The organism is Mucilaginibacter metallidurans (assembly GCF_003286435.2).
Lineage (GTDB): Bacteria > Bacteroidota > Bacteroidia > Sphingobacteriales > Sphingobacteriaceae > Mucilaginibacter > Mucilaginibacter gossypii.
Genome location: NZ_CP043449.1, coordinates 2,067,833 through 2,085,733 on the forward strand (window position 1 = coordinate 2,067,833; position 17,901 = coordinate 2,085,733).

Genomic DNA, 17,901 nt, shown 5'->3' on the forward strand with positions numbered 1-17,901 from the left:
TGTTGGCCGCAGTCATGACATTAACAAGAGCGTTTCATCCTTGAAAAGTATAACGTAACCTGTCGACTCGATGTATAACATATAAAGAAATGAAAAAATTACTAAACTTAATTTTGAGCATGGCTGCGTTGAACGCCGCCGGCCAAACTAACCAGTTCGCTATTAATGGGCAGATTGGCAATCTCAACGGTCAGAAAGTTTATTTAAGCTTTATGACAGACGGCAAGGGGCATGAAGATTCGACCACATTAGTTAACGGCGCTTTTCATTTCACAGGTAGGATGAACCCATACAGTTCTGTACGCCTCGCACTTGATCATAAAGGCGCCGGCCGGGAAATTGCCACCCATGGCGGCGATATCCTCTACTTTAATTTTTCTAATGAAACGCTTAATATAGTTTCTAAAGATTCCCTGGCAAACGCCCAGATGAGCGGATCCAAAACATATGATGAATATTCGGCTTATGTGAAAGCTGTAGGACCGATGCCATGGGACATCGATCATATTTCTAATGCTGAAATTGCGGCAGCGCCCGAGTTGGTGAATGATACCGCATTTACCAACTCGGTTGCCCGCCATCACTATAAAATGATTGCCGATTTTCAGCGCAAAAATCTCGATTTTGCCAAAACGCACCCCGATTCGTTCTTTGCACCCGTAGCGCTGTTCGGCACTGCATCTAATGAAAAAACGGTTACAGTAGCCGAACAGGTGTTCAAAACTTTCAGTCCGGCAATCCAGGCAACTGATAATGGAAAAACTATCAAAGAATTTATTGATGCACATTACCGTTTAAAAATAGGTGGCCCGGCGCCGGTTTTTACTCAGGTCAACCCTGCCGGCAAACGCTTATCGTTAGCCGATTATAAAGGTAAAATCGTTTTGGTCGATTTTTGGGCAAGTTGGTGTTCACCTTGTCGTCAGGAAATCCCAAATCTGTTAAGTCAGTATAAAATGTACAAGGATAAAGGGTTCGAAATCCTTTCGGTATCGCTTGACAACAGCCGTGACAAATGGCTGAAAGCACTGCAACAGGAGGGTATGACATGGCCGCAGGTTAGCGACTTGAATGGCAACAACAACAGCGTTGCCCGTCTTTATGGCGTTTCGGCTATACCTGCTACATTCCTGGTAGACCGCGACGGCAAACTTATTAGCACAAATCTGCGCGGGGAAGACCTCAATCATAAACTTGCCGAACTTTTTAATTAAGCAGGTATGAAAAAGATCATTTTGGCTTTTCTGCTTTGTGTTATGTTTAGCGTAGCCTCTTTGGGTAACGTCATAAAACACGGAGCGGGCAAAATAGCACTCCATGTTTTATATGTAGGATATGATCCGGCAAAACCTAAGCCCGAACATATTACTTACTACAGCACAGCTGCGGGCGCGGTAGATGAGGCCTGGAAAACCCGTATGGCCGATTTTAAGGCTTTTTTAGAAACGCGCTTTGACAAAGTTGAAGTTGTGGATGTGAGGGATTATGATGCCTCGATGTCTGCCAATGTCGACGTAACAATTGCCGATGCGGGGCCGATAAAATTACCTGCCAATTTTGACAGGCCTATCATTTTGATGCATCAGCTGGCTCCCGATGTGGGCACGCCGATAGGGCTTAAGTTTGATTGGTATTGTCAGTGTTTGGAAGACGATGCGCTGAACATCAAAACCAGTCATGCCATATTTAATACACCTGTAAAAGTGAAGTTAACTTTAGTTAACAGGCCTACGCCGGGTTCTTTTTTTAACGGCTTTCAGGGAGCAACTACCCCGAAGGAACTGCCTATGTGGAAGGTGATCAAAGAAGATCCTACAGCTAAGGATAAATACATTATCGGCATGGTGGCACATGGCGAAGGATTTAACGATTCGCCGGATGCCGAAGCGATAAGTGGCGGTGTTTGCTTAAAAAATGCAGAGGCAGTGGCATTGGGCCGTCAGGGTAATTATTTTATGTGGGGCTTTTCTGCTTCGCCAAATCATATGACCGATGAAGCTAAAGATGTATTTGTGAACACAGTTTGCTACATCAAAAAGTTTGATTACCAGGCACCCATCATGAAAAAAGTACAGATTGAAAACCGTGAGTGGGTAAATGAAATGATTTACCGTAGCGATAAAGCTTTATACCAAAAAACGCTGATAGCCCGGAAAGAGGGCAATGCACGCCTGCTAAAAATGCAGCAGGAACTTAAAGACCGTAAAGCCAAAGGCGAGGATATTGGTAAAGGTAACGAGGCGTTTTTAAAGATGCCGGTATCCGATGATGTACAAAGTTTTGATGAATACCTTAAAAGCTGGACTGGCAGCGGCATGTATGATGCTTTTGGTACTAACGTAGAGGCCTATCATAAGTACTATCGGGATAACCTCGAGTATTTTTATCCGGTTGATGCTTACTCGTTACAGGTGGATGAGGATGCAAAGAAGCTGGGGATTTCTAACCGCAAAATCGAGCTGCTTGAAAAATGTATCAATATGCTTGAGAAAGGAGAGGAGCCTGCCCTAGCCCAAAGGGTATTGGAAAGATATACCACCGAAAAATTCACATCTGCCAAAGAATGGCGTGCATGGCTAACCAAAAACAAATCCAACCTTTATTATACAGAAGCCGGAGGGTTTAAGTTTATGGTGAATACCTACAAAACAGAAACAGCGGCAATTGCGCCCGTATCAACCGGCGACATTAAAGCTGCAAACGCTGTAACAGTACCAACCCGTACCGATCCGGTGATGGTGAGCGCCACGTTGGTTGATGAAGCAAACGGAAAAAAGCAGGTAGTTGTTAAGGCTGATATTTTGCAAGGCTGGCATATTTACGCCTATGTGCCTAAAGATAGCCCTTTTATCACCGCACAACCTATTATTGAGTTGCCCAAAGGTATCACGAACAGCGAGTGGCAAACATCGGCCGGGTTACCATTTACCGGTGGCGAAGGCATGTTTGTTTGGGAGGGCATAGCAACATTCAAAACAGAGATAAGTGCAGCTTCATTAAAGGCTGGCATGGTAGTCAAATGCGGGCTTTATTACCAGGTTTGTGATAACAACAAATGTTTTCCGCCTAAAAGAAAAATAATTGAAATACAGGTTTTATAATCAAGCCCAATGAAAATAAACTTTAAAAGGTTGCTGTTGGTAACACCCGTAGCGCTTGCCCTAAGCACCGGATGGAAGGCGGATGGAAACGCTTCATCATTAAAAAAGCAGGATACTGTTACAGCAAGTCAAAATTTAATAGCTGGAAAACCTTTGCCGGCTTTTACGTTACAAACTGCCGATGGCAACTTCATCAAATCACCGTTGGTTAAGGGTAAAGTGGTGCTGCTTGATTTTTGGGCCTCGTGGTGTATGCCGTGCAGGGCGGCTATTCCGCACCTTAAGGAGTTATATAAACAATACCATGCTAAAGGATTCGAGATAGTTAGTATTTCAATTGATCAAAACAATAAAGCCTGGAAAAACGCCATGCTTAAAGAAGCAATGCCCTGGCAACAGGGAATAGATAAATATGAGGATGGCAAAGATGCATCAGTGATGATGAATGCTTTGGGTATCCAGTCGGTACCCTTTGCAATTGTGCTTGATGCTGAGGGGAATGTGATTTTAATAAATCCCACTTCCTCTGATATCGATATACAGCTCAAAAAGATCTTTAACAATTAAGAAATTATAAAAGGATAGCACTGGCTATCGTAAAGACAGTCCCGGTCGGACGTTTTCCATCAGTTTTAGTTTAATTTCCGGAGAGCCGGTTTTAATACCGGCTCTTTTTACATCGGCAGGTACCCTAAACAGCAGCGTTTGGACAACGCTACGGTTCAATTATAATGTATAATGACAAAACGGTTTTTATTATTTTTTTTCCTGCAGTGCTTATGGAACCTGCAGGTTACTAACGCGCAAAATGTTGATAAGCGGGTGCAAAAGCCCGGAGTTACGCAACTACAGGACAATATAAAAGCTGCGATAAAAAAAGGTTATGCTGCCAGTGTATTGATGTGGGAATATGATACTTTGCAGTATAGCCGGATGAGTGCGCAGTTTAGCGGTGTTGTAGTCTCCAAAGGAGGAGAGATCTTAAGCGCAGCACATGTGGTAATGCCCGGCAAAACCTATCAGGTAATATTTCCCGATGGGAAAATGTGCCTGGCCCGTGGTTTGGGCCGTATTACCATTGCACCAACATTTATGCTGCCGGATGCTGCCATGCTCAAAATAATCCAAAAAGGGGATTGGCCGTTTGTCGAAATGGGCTGGTATTCAGATGTCAAAATCAACCAGCCATGTATTAGCATAGCTTACCCGGAAAGCATGGAACAACGCAAACCTGATGTAAGGTTTGGATATATCACCAATTTAAATAACAGGTATGGTTTTATGGAATCAACTTGCGTGATGGAGCCGGGAGATTCAGGCGGCCCCCTGTTTGATCTGTCTGGCCGTTTGATCGGAATCCATAGCGGCATCGAACAGTCGGAGGATATTAATTATGAAATCCCCGTAGATACCTATCGTAAATATTATACAGCACTAACCCGTTTAGAGAATTATACTTCCCTGCCTTTGGATACAAATGTAATTTCAAAAAATCAGCCGGCCAATAATTTTCCGATAGCTGAAAATCCAGATAAGTATTTTAAAAGTGTGAACAAGCGTTTTAAAACAACTTGTGTAAATATTAAGAGTGTTATTGATGGTAAGGAACAGACTATAGCAGGGACTATTTTTTCTTTAGATAATATCAATGTAAAAACCGCTTTCAAAAATTCAGATATCATTTTGACTAAAAGTTCAATGATTGGCGAGGAACCTTTTATTACATTATCGAGCGGCAAGACTGTTAAGGCAAATATTATCAGACGAGACAGAATTAATGACCTTGCGCTATTGTTGCCCGTTTTAAAGTTAGGGAAGGAAGGTATCAAACTTCGAATGTTGCTGGCAGATACACTTAACAATAACGATTTGGGTAGTTTTTTGATTTCTCTTCGCGCTGATTCTCCGTATTGTAGTAGTGTTTTGGGAAGCGTTGGCGTAAGCTTGCCAAAAAAAACCAGCTACGGCTATTTGGGAGCTGTTGCCCGGCAAAAGGGACAGGCGTTATTATTTACTTTTATTCAGCCCAACAGCGCGGCTGAGGCTGCCGGACTAACAACCGGCGATGAGCTTTTAGCAATTGATGACAAAACTGTAAATGACGAACTGGATATGTTTAAAGCACTTCAAAAATTCCGCGCCGGCGATACTACTTTAATAACAATCAATCATAAGGGAGAAAAGTTAATAAAAAAAGTCGCCCTAAAATATCCACCCCAAAAAATTACCAATCATCCGGCCGACCACTTCATAGGGGGAAAAGCATACGAAAAGATGGGTTTGGGAATGTATTTGTTCATGATGCGAGAATAAAACCGTGGGAGTGCGGAGGGGCCGTATTTGATATCACCGGAAAGTTTTTGGGCATCAACATAGCAAGATTGAGCAGAACAAGCACAATTGCGATACCAGCCGTCGCAGTAAATCAATTTATAGTAACTGCAATTTACGACACCAAAGGGGGTAATTAATTATCCGTACAAGAGTCCGTTCGCATTGCTGCAGGTTCTTTCGGCCTACTTTAGATCTTGCTAACTCATTCAGAACCGTTGCTTTCGGATAACCAAATCTGGTTCGGAAGATGAACAGTGCAGAGCAGGAAATTGAAAGCCTATTTAGCATTTTCGATCAGCTTCATTGCTTCTGTAATATCCTTTGAAGCCGTTATGTCATTTGTCTTATCCCGTGCTTCTTTAACCGCTTTTAAATATTTGATAATATATGGAGCTGCACCGTCTTTTTTGTAGGTTATTCCCATATACTTGAGCTCGGCAATTCCTTGTCGAACATATTCCGGATTCTTCAAACTTTCTATCATTCTGGAGAATTTTTCGGTTAGATGAATTTGTTCCTGCAAGGTCCCGTTAACATAGCGCTGATAAACATAAGGCCATTTGGCATCTCCTCCACTTGCTGCATACACCCTGACAATAGCTTGCGTCAAGTCGCCTATATTATCATCCTCAAATCTGACCGCAAATTTAAGGGCGGCAACGGGATCGACCTCATTGATTCCAATAAGCCCCGCCGCGTCAACCTGGTAGGAAGGACTCGATATGGCTTTTTTGAAAATCTCCATATACTTAAGGTTTTTTAAGCTGCCGAGTATTCTTAATGCATAAGTTTTCACTAAAGTGTTGTCATCATTTTTTGCCAGTTCCATTACTCGCGGCAGAGTGGTGTCTTTTAGGTCTTTATCCAGAGTCATAAAGTCTTTTTTATCGCTGGCCAACGTTTCCAGGGCTTTGAGGCGTAAACCAGAGAATTTGTCGTTTAATGCGGCAAAGATTACTTTTTGAGCGCCTTTATCCCCTTGATTATTTCCAGAAACTTCAAGGGCTTCGTACCGGTCAAGATATAAAGGGGCGTTGAAGTACTGGAAAACAAATTGCTCCAAAGTTTTGTGATCAGTTTTTTGAGCCACCAGTACTTTATCCGCGTCAACATTGACCAGGGTTGGTTTGGCAATCAATTTAAGGGAAAGGGTATCAGCCTTTGCATTCAGCCAAATTTTATGGCGTTCTGTTTTGCCGTTAATGTAAATATCAATCGCTATTGGCAGTTTAAAAACTTGCCCATCTTGTTTCTGAGCGATGTAAACATATTCTGTTTTAGCGGTTTCATCCCAGTGGTAGCTGATGTCCAAAACCGGGTGCCCGGCATTATAGTACCATTGGTTGAAAAACCAGTTCAGGTCAAGTCCGCAGGCCTGTTCCATGGCCAGCCGTAACTGCTGTGCTTCGGCACTTTTAAAAGCGTTTGACGTCAGGTAAATATTCAGTCCCCTATAAAAAGCCTCATTGCCAAGGTAATTACGAAGCATGTTGAGGATACGTCCACCTTTTTGATAGGTTACCCCATTAAAGGCATCATGTATAGCCTGGTAATGAAAGTTGACCAGGGGTATTTTAGCGTTGTCAGGATTGCTAAGATAGCCCTGTAATCCGTTGTGTAAATGTTCGTCAGCGGCATCTTTCCCATATTTATGTTCCAGCCACAGAATCTCTCCGAGGTCGGCAAATGATTCATTTAAAGTTATATTGCTCCAGCTTTCGCAAGTCACATAGTCACCAAACCATTGATGGAATAATTCATGCTCCACACCTGAATTGTAATATTGATCCAATAATTCGCGCCGGGTGCTTTGACTGCCGAAAACATTGGCGGTTGTGTTTTCCATGGCACCGCTGACGTAATCGCGCACCACAATGGCGGCATATTTATTCCAGGGGTAGTCAACGCCGGTAATTTTTGAGAATAAACTTATGGCCTCCGGCACATCTCCAAACATATCCCTTGCATAAGGAGCATATTGGGGTTCAAGATAATAGTTCACTTCTTTACCGTGCCAATGATCATGGTAAATTTTAAAATCACCTACTGCCATCATAAACAAATAAGGGGAATTGGGCAATTCCATTTTCCAGGTGTCGGTACGTGTACCGTCGTTGTTTTTCTTTTGCGAGGCGAGCCTGCCGTTGGATAGCGTGACATATTTAGCCTGTACGGTCATGCTGATCTCGGAAGTAGTCTTTTGATTAGGCTTATCGATTGTGGGAAACCAGCCGGAGGAGCTTTCTGGTTCCCCTTCGGTCCAGATCTCAATCGGCTTATTCTTTTCAGTACCATCCGGGTTAATAAAATATAATCCTTTCTCATTATTGCGAAGTCCTTTGCGCTCATTAGGTTTAGCGGTGTAATCGATAAAAACGGTATAGGTTTCAGAACGATTATAAGTCCTGTTGAGCCTGATCGCCAAGCTAAGGCTATCGTAAGTAAACTTCAGCGGGCTTAACTTGCCACCTGCCAGGATGCCTATAGTGTGGATATCCATCCCTTTCGCATCGAGCCTCAATGAATCCGTTGGATAAAAATGAGGCTTTATAGTAACCCATTCTCTACCATATAAATAGCGCTTTTTATAGTCAAAGCGTACATCTAGTTTGGTATGGACCAAATCATTTACCCTCGCCGGGCTTTGACGATAATTGTTGTCCTGGGCTAATGAGCAACGTACCATTGTCAGCAAAAAAACTCCGGATAATAAAAGGATATAGTATATTTTCATGTCCTACTGAATAATTAGGGTCAATATACAATATTTATAGTACTATTTATAACATAGTACTATAAATATTAATTATTAGTTTTAATCATTACGTTCACTTTCGCGCCCGGTTTTGAACAGAGAATGCGATATTGAAAGAGAAATGGCCGATCTTTTGGAGCAGTCTAGTCAAAATTGTGGCGGAATCCCGCGTGGTGGGGCCGGACGGGATCTCAATCCAACCCCTTATTCCGCTTTTAACACTTTTAGATGAAATGAAAGAGGAGTGAATTTGCTGCATGCGGATCGTTTAATATACTTTTGCGACTTTCTCCTCATTAATTCAGATAAATATTTTCATATTTTAATATTCCGGATCAGCAGCCTGCATGCCAGTGCTCGGCCTTAAAAATTTATCATACACAAAGTCTTTTAAGTGAGTGTAGATAATTGTCGTTATATCGAGGCTACACTGCAGAATCACGAAATGTCGTTAGGTGAAAATGTTTTTTATATTTTAAATAATTGATAAACACTGCTTTAGTTCTGTGGCATTAAATTCATCATTGATTGTTAAACAATTAACGTCATGGAAAATCAAACTCAACACAAGTACATTCAAATCAAAGGTGTTAACATTTTTTACAGGGAAGCCGGTCCTAAGGACGCGCCCGTTTTGGTATTACTGCACGGATATCCGAGCTCCTCTCACATGTTCCGGAATTTAATAGCAGATTTATCTGACAAATACCATCTGATCGCTGCAGATTACCCTGGATACGGAAGAAGCGAACAGCCACCTATAAAGGACTTCGATTACACCTTTGATAATTTCGCTGTTATTATCGAAGAGTTGCTCGAAACTTTAGGCATTAATAAATATAGCCTTTACCTGATGGATTATGGTGCGCCCGTTGGCTGGCGGTTAGCCTATAAACACCCTGAAAGAATCGACACCTTGATCGTACAAAACGGTTGCGCCTATGATGAAGGGTTGGAGGCATTCTGGGACCCGATTAAAGCATATTGGAAAGATAAAAACGACTTGGTTGCCGAAGAGACGTTGAAAGGTTTCCATAGCCCCGATGGGCTGAAATGGCAATATACTCACGGGGTGCCTGATGCAAGTGTCATCAGCCCGGATAACTGGGAGATTGACCTGCGCCATCTGGAGAGACCGGAAAATGGCAGGATCCAGCTCGACCTTTTTTACGATTACCAGACTAATGTTACGATGTATCCGCAATGGCAGGAGTATTTTCGCACCCAAAATCCTGAAATGTTAATCGTTTATGGAAAAAACGATTATATATTTCCTGTTGCAGGAGCGGAAGCTTACAAAAAAGATGTAAAAAATCTGGAATATCATCTGTTTGACGCAGGCCACTTTGCATTGGAAAGTTCGGGTACTGAAATTGCCGGAGCTATCCGCGACTTCCTTGACAGGAAAGTCAAAAGGAATTAAAGTGTTCAATAGAAAGTAGCCGTATTTATTTGGTGCATCATTTAATATTTAGCAGGTGCTATGATTTTGTTGTGGGGATTTCCTGCATCACTTTGGCTTTTCGCAAAATTGATGCAGGAATATGGTGTTGTTAGCGGGCAGGAGTGTGAACCGCTGAGGTGGATGGTTGTCTCCCGAACTGTAACAAACAGTTAATCCGGCAACAGCTTAAGTATTAAACCGGGAAAAAAGCAACCATTAAAAAAAAAGATATGACAGAAAATTTAAATGAGCCTCAATTGACGGCCACCTATATAGGCGGTCCGACTCTTGTATTAGAAATTGGAGGTTTAAGGATCATTACGGATCCTACACTTGATCCGGAAGGCACTTCTTTCAAGATTGATAACAAACTAACCATAAGCAAGCTTTCCGGACCGGCCACAAATGATGTCGGTGTCATTGATCTTGTTCTTTTGAGCCATGACCAGCATTCGGATAACCTGGATCATGCGGGGCGGGAATTAATGTTTAAAGTAGGACATACAATTACCACGCCGGCCGCTGCCCAGCGGTTGAAAAATGGAGCCTTAGGCTTATCCCCCTGGGAAAATGTCGAAATAGATTTGCCAGACGGCCGGCAAATGACGGCAACCGCTACACCAGCAAGGCACGGTCCATCCGGTACCGATGAAATGCAGGGTGATGTGACCGGTTTTGTGTTGCAGGTCAATGGCTCAAAAGAGTTTAGTCTCTACATCACGGGTGACACGGTGTTTTACGAAGGGGTGTTGGAAGTTGCCAAACGTTTTGATCCGGATTACGTCTTTATCTTCGCCGGAGCGGCAAAGCCCAAGGGGCCTTTTAATGTAACCATGGACACGAACGATGCGATTGATACCGCTTTCTGTTTTCCGCGTGCCGGAATTATCCCTTTGCACCACGAAGGTTGGTCCCATTATACGGAAGGCGCAGACGTTTTAGCGACTGCGTTCTCTGTACTTGATATTGGCAGTCGGCTCATGATTCTGGAAAAAGGAAAGCCGACCCGCCTTAAGTTTAGTTAGTGGGAAATATTCAGTCTTTTGTTTCATTTATTACCATAAGGTAATATTTCAGTTTTAAGGATTAGTGATGTTTGCCACGTCTTACGTTATCTCGGACACTATAGTTGATCCGTGTAATAGTCCGATTTACAATGTTATAAATTAATTGATATGAAACAAAAATTTTGGTTATTCGGAACCGGTGTTGAGATCCTGAGCGACGAAAAGCAATCCGGCGGTCTTTACGACCTGATCGAGGGAACCTTTTCCCCCGGAGTTGAGACACCTTTACATGTGCACAATCAATACTCCGAAAGCATATATGTATTGGAAGGTGAGTTTACTGTATACCTGGATGAAGAGGTAATCGTACTGAAACCAGGTGAAACGGCCTTTATACCTAAAGGAGCACCGCACGTGGTTGCGGCTTCGGCCCCTGCGCCCAGCAGAGGTATAACTATTTCATCTCCCAGCGGATTTGCAGAACTGATCCGACTGACGGGTATTCCGTATAAACCTGGGTCTGACGGCTCAGAAAAAACCGATATCGAATTGTTTATGGCAGTTTCTGAAAGACTCGGTGACGCGATCCTGGGTCCGCCGGGGGCAAGACCGGGCAATCAGGTGAATTAAGATGAAAAAAACAAAAGATTGCAAACGCAATCTTTTGTTTTTTAATGAGATACGTGACCATGCCCGGAAATGGGAATTTTCACAAGGTTTTTTCTAATCCTGCTGAGAGACTGAGGGGTTATGTTTAGGTAAGAAGCAATATAATAGTTCGAAAACAAAATTAAAAGGTGAGGCTCTTCAGCGAGTAGTTTTTCATATCGCTGAGTGGCATTCATTGTCAGTAAAGTAAAGACCCTGTTATAGGCCACTATAAAAACTTTTTCATTAAGCAGTCTGGTCCATTTTTCATATAACGGTGAATATTTAAGCAAAAGTCTTACCTGTTTATAACTTAAACGTACGGCTTTAACTTCGGAAAGGGTTTCTATTCCCAAAGTTCCCGGCTTTCCGGTCAGAAAGCTTTTATAATCTACCATAAACAAGTTTTTGATATTACTTGACGCATTATTGAAATGGAACAGCCAGGTGGTGGTTTTTCCTGTAAAATCTGTGTAAAAAGATCTGCCTTCTCCGGAAACGATGAAGTAAGCATATTTACTTACTTCGCCCTGTTTTAAAATAATATCACCTTTAGCAAAAGTTAATTCCTTGCAATTGTCGCTTATTAAATTAATAGTATATTCATCTAATTGGAGATCGCGATTAATGAACTCAATCAGAGAAAAGCCATATTTACTTTTTAAATCTATCATGTGCCTGGTTTTGAATGTGAGAATCGGGTCTGCCTGAACATTTCTGTATTCATTAATAAAGTTATCCAAAAGCTTTTCAGCCGGTGCTATCAGTATTGATCATTGTGCTTAAACGACATGGCCTAATTATGCCGTATTCAATACATCTGTGATTTACTACAATGCAAAACTACCCTTCCGTTTGAGATAAAGTGTCGTTGCTATTGATAGATATGTACCGGTTATAACCAGCACCCATACACCTGATTTATCACGGATCGCGCCTCGGTTCACGGGTTTAAAATGAAGCGTTGTGCTGTCTCCATTCGGTCATAACGCGCAGATGCACATGATCAGGCCCGGTAATCGTCAGGAAACTTTCGTGCCTTTTTCAGCTGCAAATAAAATTCAAATCTGAAGCGTAGAACCCCTTTTCTGATATATCCATCCGCTCATATAATGAACCCGGTAGCGATACGTAAACAATTTTATTATTGAGCCGATTACCTAGGTATGAAAACATAACAGGCGATACACTGTTCTCTCCTGATTCAGTCAGGAAAGTGCGGCTGCACTCATCATTTACTATTTTTGAGCTTAACCAATCATTTTTAAATGATGAGTTTTTTCAAAAAGAGTGCTCCGTAAAACAGATTGAAAAAATGCCAGCCTCTTAACTGCCAGACATCACAAGTTATTTTGAACCGGCTTTCACTGAAGCCGCTATGATCACGTCTGCAACTTCCTTAGGGTGCGTAATAAAGACTACATGGCTGCCTTTGATCCTGGTTATGATACTTTTCGATCTGTAGTACATGTTCATCGTAATGTCAGGGTTGATGCTTTTGTCATCATAGGATGAAATACCAAAAGTCGGCTTCATTTTCCACGCTACTTCGGTTACCGGTGTCCCAAATGCGGCTCCCGGTATAAATCCCTGGGAAGCAAACATGAAATCGGCTAAATCCTGAGGTACGTCTGCACAAAAACCTGCATGGAATTTCGCTTTGTCATAGTAAACATTACCACTGGAGTCGGGTGGAAGCAAGCCATTTTCGGGTTTGGGTGGCAGACTGGTGGCCAGGCTGACCGTGTTTTCACCAAGCTCAGGCTGAAAAGCATTTACATAAACCAGGGCTTTTACTTTAGGGTTGACTCCTGCCTGAGTGATCACCGTGCCACCCCAGGAATGGCCAACTAAAACTACAGGGCCATCCATCTTGCTTACAGCAAAGTTAGTCGCATCAACATCCGCTTTCAGTGAAGTACACGGATTTTGTACAATGGTTACATGATAGCCCTGTTTAGTAAGAACTTTAAAAACGCCCTGCCATCCAGAGCCATCAGCGAGTGCTCCATGCACGATGACGATGTTCTTAACCGAAGGCTGCTCTTGTGCCGCCACATCGATTCCGTAAAAAATAGCGGTTAGAATAATGGCTGAAACCGTAATGAGGTGTCTTGCAATTCCTTTTTTTAATGTCTTTTTCATGACTTTTTGATTGATATGTATAACTGTGATTAATTGCTGATACGCATGAGCTTGTTTTTTAAGGCAGCTTGCTTTTCGCGCTCAACGCATGTCAGATCTATTTTTTCGCTATGTATTCAAATTGAATGCCTTTTTTGTAATTAATTGATATGTAGTGATTTGCTGATTTTCTTGTTTTTCAATTCGTGATATAAAGTAAAATCGCGAAACAATTAGTTAAATATCGATACTGATAGTGGCGATATTTAACCGTTAGATTTGGCTTAGTGTTTTAGCATGTTTAAGGTTGATCGGTGCAAAAATTATCTGCAATTAAAGGCCGTTTGCGGCATTTATAAACTATCGATATTTAGTTAATAGATCGTATAATTACTGTATTTCAATAGTTACACATTTCTTTTGTTTGTTTAAGTAGTTGATAATCAAATTTTTGTTTTTTTTGGTACGGTATTCATTCAGTTTATATCAACTAGGTATTTGTTTATGAAAAAGTTGGAAGAAACAGTGAATGTATCAGCTGAGGGTAAATCCCGGCTGACTATCAGTTATGACTACATTATTGTGGGCGCCGGTTCGGCGGGGTGCGTATTGGCAAGACGTCTTTCCGAAAGTACAGAAGCAAATATTTTGATATTGGAGGCCGGCGAAGGTGCTGACGATCTGGACCGGATCAAAAACCCGCTCCGCTGGCTGGAAAACATAGGCTCTGCCCAGGATTATCTTTATCAATATCAGCCAACACCGGTAATTAATAACAGGATTATTTACGCGCCCAGAGGGAAGTTGCTGGGTGGTTCCGGAAGCATCAATGCAATGGTCTGGGCGCGGGGCAACAAGCACGATTATGACGATTGGGAGAAGGCTGGCAACCAGGGTTGGGACTACGGGTCCGTTTTACCCCTGTTTAAAAAAATCGAAGACTGGGATACCGGGGCAAATGCTCTTCACGGAGCTGGAGGTCCTATCCACGTAGCTCGTCCTGCGAATCTTCATCAGATAGATGCGGCAGTTATTCGTGCAGCGGGAACCTATGGGCTGCCCTATATGGATGATTCAAATATCGCTGAACCGTTGGGTGCCGGCCCAATGAGTATGAATATTGACAAGGGTACGAGGAGCAGTCCGTTTACCGGTTATCTGAAACCTGTCATGCATGCTGAAAACCTTACTATCCTCACGGGAGCAAGAGTCATTAAATTGATTATTGATAACGAAAAATGCACCGGGCTGGCTTTTATAAAAGACGGAGAGGTTGTTAATGTGCAGGCGCTGAAAGAGACCATTCTGTGTGCGGGGGCTATAGAAAGCCCGAGGATACTCATGCTCTCAGGAATCGGTGATGCAGACGAACTGAAAAAAACAGGTATCGAAACCAAAGTAAATCTGCCGGGTGTTGGTAAGAATTTTCAGGATCATCCGTTAGTTTCGGTAACCTATCAGTTTTTAAAGCCACTCGGAGAACTCACCTACAACCTCGGCGGAATTAACCTGTACTGGAAAAGCAATCCGGAATTAAAAAAAGCAGATCTGATGCTAATTCCGATCCAGTATCCTATTCTGACGGCTGAAATTTCTGAACGATATCCGGTTCCCGAAAATGCCTTCAGTGTTTTTGTAACCCTCGTCGATGTCAAGAGTAGGGGATATATCAGGATGACCGGCGCTTCGCCTGACTCTCCCCTTGAAATCCAGCCGAATTTAATGCAGGATCCGGACGATTTTGAGGCATTGGTTAAAGGAATTGAATTTTGCATGGATCTGGCAGAAGAACCCGAACTGAATGCGATCCTGAAGAGCTGGGTGGCACCGGACAGAAGACTTGACCGCAGTGAGATCAGACACTTCCTGCGTGACGCATGTTCTACCTATTTTCATCCTGCAGGTACCTGTTCTATGGGCAAAGGGGGCGATGCGGTCGTCAATGATCGGCTTAAAGTATATGGAGTGGAAGGGCTTACCATAGCAGATGCTTCAGTCATGCCCCGGATACCCACAGCCAACACCAATGCACCTACCCTGATGATCGCTGAATTTGCAGCAGAAGTATTGCTTGGAATAAGATGAAAAGTTTTGCAGGTCAGCGATTTTTTGATTCCGGCAAAAAAGAACAGAAAGGAGCAATACCCGCCTCGGTCGCTCAGGCACGTTTTTTTGATTTACTATCAAACAAACAATAGACAGAACGGGACTGATATTCTACAGCTGTTTTTTAACATTTAGGATCACCTGCTTTTGAAACGGAACAGGTAACAGTTAAATCATTATTTAAAATCTGAAAGATGGCAAGCAGCATATTTCACAGAGGAGAAAAATACATTCAAAGGGAATCAGGTGAAAGTGCGATGGCTTCCCGCAATGCAGCAATGATAAGCGATAAAATTACAGGTAGCTCAGCCATGTTCCTACAAGAGCAACAGGTTATTTATGCAGCATCGGTGGACGCGGAGGGAGGATTATGGGCATCTGTGTTGTCCGGGTCAAAGGGCTTTATCTCGTTATCAGATTACCAACATCTGACTATTAACCTTTCTTTGATTCTGTCGGACAGATCTGATATTTTTTGGACAAATATTACTGAAAAGTCAGGCATAGGGCTTTTATGCATGGACATGGTGAGCCGGCGCCGTTTACGTATCAACGGGCGTATAAGCAGAAACGGCGACTTGTTAGTGATCAGGATTTGCCAGGTATATCCTGTTTGTCCGAAATACATACAGCGAAGAGACCTCTTTTATGATCGGGTTAACCCCACAAACAATACAGGTGATTTAAAAGATTGGCTCAGCAGGACCGATACGATATTTGTCGCCAGTGCGGACGACCAGGGAAACGCCGATATGTCAAACAGGGGAGGGAATATCGGTTTTATACAACTTAAAGATGAGCGTACTTTACGAATCCCCGATTACCCCGGCAACAGTATGTTTAATACGCTTGGGAATTTTCACGTTAATCCTCCCGCCGGGATTTTACTGCTTGATTTTACAAACGGAGAAACAATACAATTGAGCGGCAGAGCCATAGTTCATGTCAATGAGGAAGCAGGTATAGAAACCGGCGGGACTGAAAGGTTTTGGGATTTTTCAATTGATCAAGTCCTGAGGGGCAATTCTTTAACTCACTTTACGTCGCGGTTCATAGATTTTTCACCATATAATCCATGAAATGAACACCCGGAAGAAAATGCACGCAATATGCTGAAAATATTTATCAGGCCGTAAATACTTCCTGCTTATGCCAGGGCCGACGCATTAGAAATTTTTGTTAGCTATAAGTGTTAGGAGAAACTTGTGATTCCACCCAGCCATTTTTCTTTTGGCCTTTATGCTGGCTTTGCTGGTTTTGTCAGCCTTTAGAATATTTAAAGCTATCTTTCTGACTACAGCAAGATTTTGTGCAGCCTGACTATTTCGTGTGGTATTATAATCTTCGGCAAAACCAACATCCAGTTGCCAGTGCAACTGGTTTTCTATTCCCAATGTGTGCGGATGGCTTGGTTAAAATAGGCAGCGTCTGCCTGAAGGCTGGAGATGTAATAACGATTTTGTGTAGTACGGCTGTCCCCAATTATGCGTTCGGAGGTGATTTTGATAATACTCTTTATTCCTTTCCAATTTTCCTTTTCGTCAATCCAGTTAAGTTCATGTATGACCTTGCAGGTTCTGATCTCAGACCGCCCGTGCCCTTTATCCAGATGCTGGCTGTAACTGTCTTCCCTGAAGTTAAACTGGTTGGTTACCTGGTCATAAAACGTTTCATGGTTTTGCTTCAGGGCCAGGATATAATCCCCCTGACTTTCGATAATCTTTTCAGCGATTGCTTTTTGGGTGCCCATCGCATCGATGCTGACTACTGCCCCCTTAATGTTCAATAAAGATAGTAATGCCGGGATGGCACTAATCTCATTACTCTTGTCAGCCACCTTTTGTTGCCCAAGTACCAACTGATTACGGCCTGACCAGGCACTTACCAAATGTAATGCCCCCAATCCCTGATGCTTGCAGGCGCTATTGCAGACGCTCTTTCCATCGATAGCAATCAGTTCCCTTTCGCCAGATGTACCTGTTGTTTGAAGGCTCTGGCCAAGTTCCGCCGTCCAGGCGCGGAAACAGCGTTCAAAAACATCCGCATCGATCATCATAAAAACGCGATTGATCGTATCATGACTCGGTATGCCATTTTCAAGCGGTAGCAACTGTTTTAAAAAGTCTTCTTTTTCCTTGCCAAACTCCTCCATTTCGTACCAGCTTTCCGCACCGCATACAACCGCCAATACCGATAGGATTATTACTTCCAGTAAATTATGTTTCTTATTATTGCCCGTGCGCGGATCGGGTATCCATCTGAAATGATCATGGAGTGAGGTTGTCATATTCTTTTTACAAAGAAAAAACTCTAAAAGCCTTTACCCCCCCCGAACATTTAAACTTATTCCCTCTTTACCAACATTTTGTTGGTAACACTACT

14 protein-coding genes are annotated in these 17,901 nt (G+C 42.7%); 9 read left to right on the forward strand and 5 right to left on the reverse strand.

Features of this window, described 5'->3' with window-relative positions:
• The first annotated feature begins 89 nt into the window (after positions 1-89).
• The 4 genes from DIU38_RS08915 (at position 90) to DIU38_RS08930 (ending at position 5,414) form a co-directional block, all read left to right on the forward strand.
• Positions 90-1,214, forward strand: coding sequence for a TlpA disulfide reductase family protein (locus tag DIU38_RS08915; protein ID WP_112653651.1), 1,125 nt, complete (start codon positions 90-92; stop codon positions 1,212-1,214).
• A gap of 6 nt (positions 1,215-1,220) precedes the next feature.
• Positions 1,221-3,101 (forward strand): protein-disulfide reductase DsbD domain-containing protein, encoded by a 1,881-nt coding sequence (locus DIU38_RS08920; RefSeq protein ID WP_112653650.1) that lies wholly within the window; start codon positions 1,221-1,223, stop codon positions 3,099-3,101.
• Positions 3,102-3,110: 9 nt separating this feature from the next.
• Complete coding sequence (locus DIU38_RS08925) at positions 3,111-3,668, forward strand: TlpA family protein disulfide reductase (RefSeq protein ID WP_112653649.1); 558 nt, start codon at positions 3,111-3,113, stop codon at positions 3,666-3,668.
• 171 nt (positions 3,669-3,839) lie between these two features.
• Positions 3,840-5,414 (forward strand): S1 family peptidase, encoded by a 1,575-nt coding sequence (locus tag DIU38_RS08930; protein WP_149354066.1) that lies wholly within the window; start codon positions 3,840-3,842, stop codon positions 5,412-5,414.
• Positions 5,415-5,712: 298 nt separating this feature from the next.
• Here the strand turns inward: DIU38_RS08930 and DIU38_RS08935 are convergent, their stop codons facing one another.
• Positions 5,713-8,169, reverse strand: a complete 2,457-nt coding sequence (locus DIU38_RS08935; RefSeq protein ID WP_208057548.1) for a M1 family metallopeptidase — start codon at positions 8,167-8,169, stop codon at positions 5,713-5,715.
• A 568-nt stretch (positions 8,170-8,737) separates the two neighbouring features.
• On the opposite strand from DIU38_RS08935, the gene DIU38_RS08940 reads away from it, so the two are divergent.
• The 3 genes from DIU38_RS08940 (at position 8,738) to DIU38_RS08950 (ending at position 11,271) form a co-directional block, all read left to right on the forward strand.
• A complete protein-coding gene (locus DIU38_RS08940; RefSeq protein WP_112653647.1) occupies positions 8,738-9,613 on the forward strand; it encodes an alpha/beta fold hydrolase in 876 nt (291 codons plus the stop codon).
• Between the two features lie 251 nt (positions 9,614-9,864).
• Complete coding sequence (locus tag DIU38_RS08945; protein WP_112653646.1) at positions 9,865-10,659, forward strand: MBL fold metallo-hydrolase; 795 nt, start codon at positions 9,865-9,867, stop codon at positions 10,657-10,659.
• 150 nt (positions 10,660-10,809) lie between these two features.
• Positions 10,810-11,271: a cupin domain-containing protein gene (locus DIU38_RS08950; protein WP_112653645.1), complete on the forward strand. Its 462-nt coding sequence runs from the start codon at positions 10,810-10,812 to the stop codon at positions 11,269-11,271.
• A 41-nt stretch (positions 11,272-11,312) separates the two neighbouring features.
• Here DIU38_RS08950 and DIU38_RS08955 read toward each other — a convergent pair whose 3' ends face one another.
• Both DIU38_RS08955 and DIU38_RS08960 read right to left on the reverse strand, forming a co-directional pair.
• Positions 11,313-11,963 carry a Crp/Fnr family transcriptional regulator gene (locus tag DIU38_RS08955; RefSeq protein ID WP_112653644.1) on the reverse strand — a complete coding sequence of 217 codons (651 nt, stop codon included), beginning with the start codon at positions 11,961-11,963 and terminating at the stop codon, positions 11,313-11,315.
• Between the two features lie 673 nt (positions 11,964-12,636).
• The gene (locus DIU38_RS08960) at positions 12,637-13,434 is read right to left on the reverse strand and encodes an alpha/beta hydrolase (protein ID WP_112653643.1); all 798 of its coding nucleotides are present in this window, start codon (positions 13,432-13,434) and stop codon (positions 12,637-12,639) included.
• 483 nt (positions 13,435-13,917) lie between these two features.
• On the opposite strand from DIU38_RS08960, the gene DIU38_RS08965 reads away from it, so the two are divergent.
• Positions 13,918-15,498 (forward strand): GMC family oxidoreductase, encoded by a 1,581-nt coding sequence (locus DIU38_RS08965; RefSeq protein ID WP_112653642.1) that lies wholly within the window; start codon positions 13,918-13,920, stop codon positions 15,496-15,498.
• Between the two features lie 215 nt (positions 15,499-15,713).
• Complete coding sequence (locus DIU38_RS08970; protein WP_112653641.1) at positions 15,714-16,598, forward strand: PNPOx family protein; 885 nt, start codon at positions 15,714-15,716, stop codon at positions 16,596-16,598.
• 87 nt (positions 16,599-16,685) lie between these two features.
• On the opposite strand, the gene DIU38_RS08975 is transcribed toward DIU38_RS08970, so the two are convergent.
• Both DIU38_RS08975 and DIU38_RS08980 read right to left on the reverse strand, forming a co-directional pair.
• Positions 16,686-16,913 carry a transposase gene (locus DIU38_RS08975; protein ID WP_149354067.1) on the reverse strand — a complete coding sequence of 76 codons (228 nt, stop codon included), beginning with the start codon at positions 16,911-16,913 and terminating at the stop codon, positions 16,686-16,688.
• On the reverse strand, positions 16,904-17,806 hold the full coding sequence (locus DIU38_RS08980; RefSeq protein ID WP_149354068.1) for an ISAs1 family transposase: 903 nt from the start codon (positions 17,804-17,806) through the stop codon (positions 16,904-16,906). The genes DIU38_RS08975 and DIU38_RS08980 overlap by 10 nt, the downstream gene beginning before the upstream one ends.
• Positions 17,807-17,901 lie beyond the last annotated feature (95 nt).

What these genes read in the sequence shown, in the direction of transcription:
- DIU38_RS08980 (WP_149354068.1), bottom strand. Translation starts at nt 17,806, where the DNA reads ATGACAACCTCACTCCATGATCATTTCAGATGGATACCCGATCCGCGC.
- DIU38_RS08940 (WP_112653647.1), top strand. Translation starts at nt 8,738, where the DNA reads ATGGAAAATCAAACTCAACACAAGTACATTCAAATCAAAGGTGTTAAC.
- DIU38_RS08930 (WP_149354066.1), top strand. Translation starts at nt 3,840, where the DNA reads ATGACAAAACGGTTTTTATTATTTTTTTTCCTGCAGTGCTTATGGAAC.
- DIU38_RS08945 (WP_112653646.1), top strand. Translation starts at nt 9,865, where the DNA reads ATGACAGAAAATTTAAATGAGCCTCAATTGACGGCCACCTATATAGGC.
- DIU38_RS08925 (WP_112653649.1), top strand. Translation starts at nt 3,111, where the DNA reads ATGAAAATAAACTTTAAAAGGTTGCTGTTGGTAACACCCGTAGCGCTT.
- DIU38_RS08920 (WP_112653650.1), top strand. Translation starts at nt 1,221, where the DNA reads ATGAAAAAGATCATTTTGGCTTTTCTGCTTTGTGTTATGTTTAGCGTA.
- DIU38_RS08955 (WP_112653644.1), bottom strand. Translation starts at nt 11,963, where the DNA reads ATGATAGATTTAAAAAGTAAATATGGCTTTTCTCTGATTGAGTTCATT.
- DIU38_RS08960 (WP_112653643.1), bottom strand. Translation starts at nt 13,434, where the DNA reads ATGAAAAAGACATTAAAAAAAGGAATTGCAAGACACCTCATTACGGTT.
- DIU38_RS08935 (WP_208057548.1), bottom strand. Translation starts at nt 8,169, where the DNA reads ATGAAAATATACTATATCCTTTTATTATCCGGAGTTTTTTTGCTGACA.
- DIU38_RS08965 (WP_112653642.1), top strand. Translation starts at nt 13,918, where the DNA reads ATGAAAAAGTTGGAAGAAACAGTGAATGTATCAGCTGAGGGTAAATCC.
- DIU38_RS08970 (WP_112653641.1), top strand. Translation starts at nt 15,714, where the DNA reads ATGGCAAGCAGCATATTTCACAGAGGAGAAAAATACATTCAAAGGGAA.
- DIU38_RS08915 (WP_112653651.1), top strand. Translation starts at nt 90, where the DNA reads ATGAAAAAATTACTAAACTTAATTTTGAGCATGGCTGCGTTGAACGCC.
- DIU38_RS08950 (WP_112653645.1), top strand. Translation starts at nt 10,810, where the DNA reads ATGAAACAAAAATTTTGGTTATTCGGAACCGGTGTTGAGATCCTGAGC.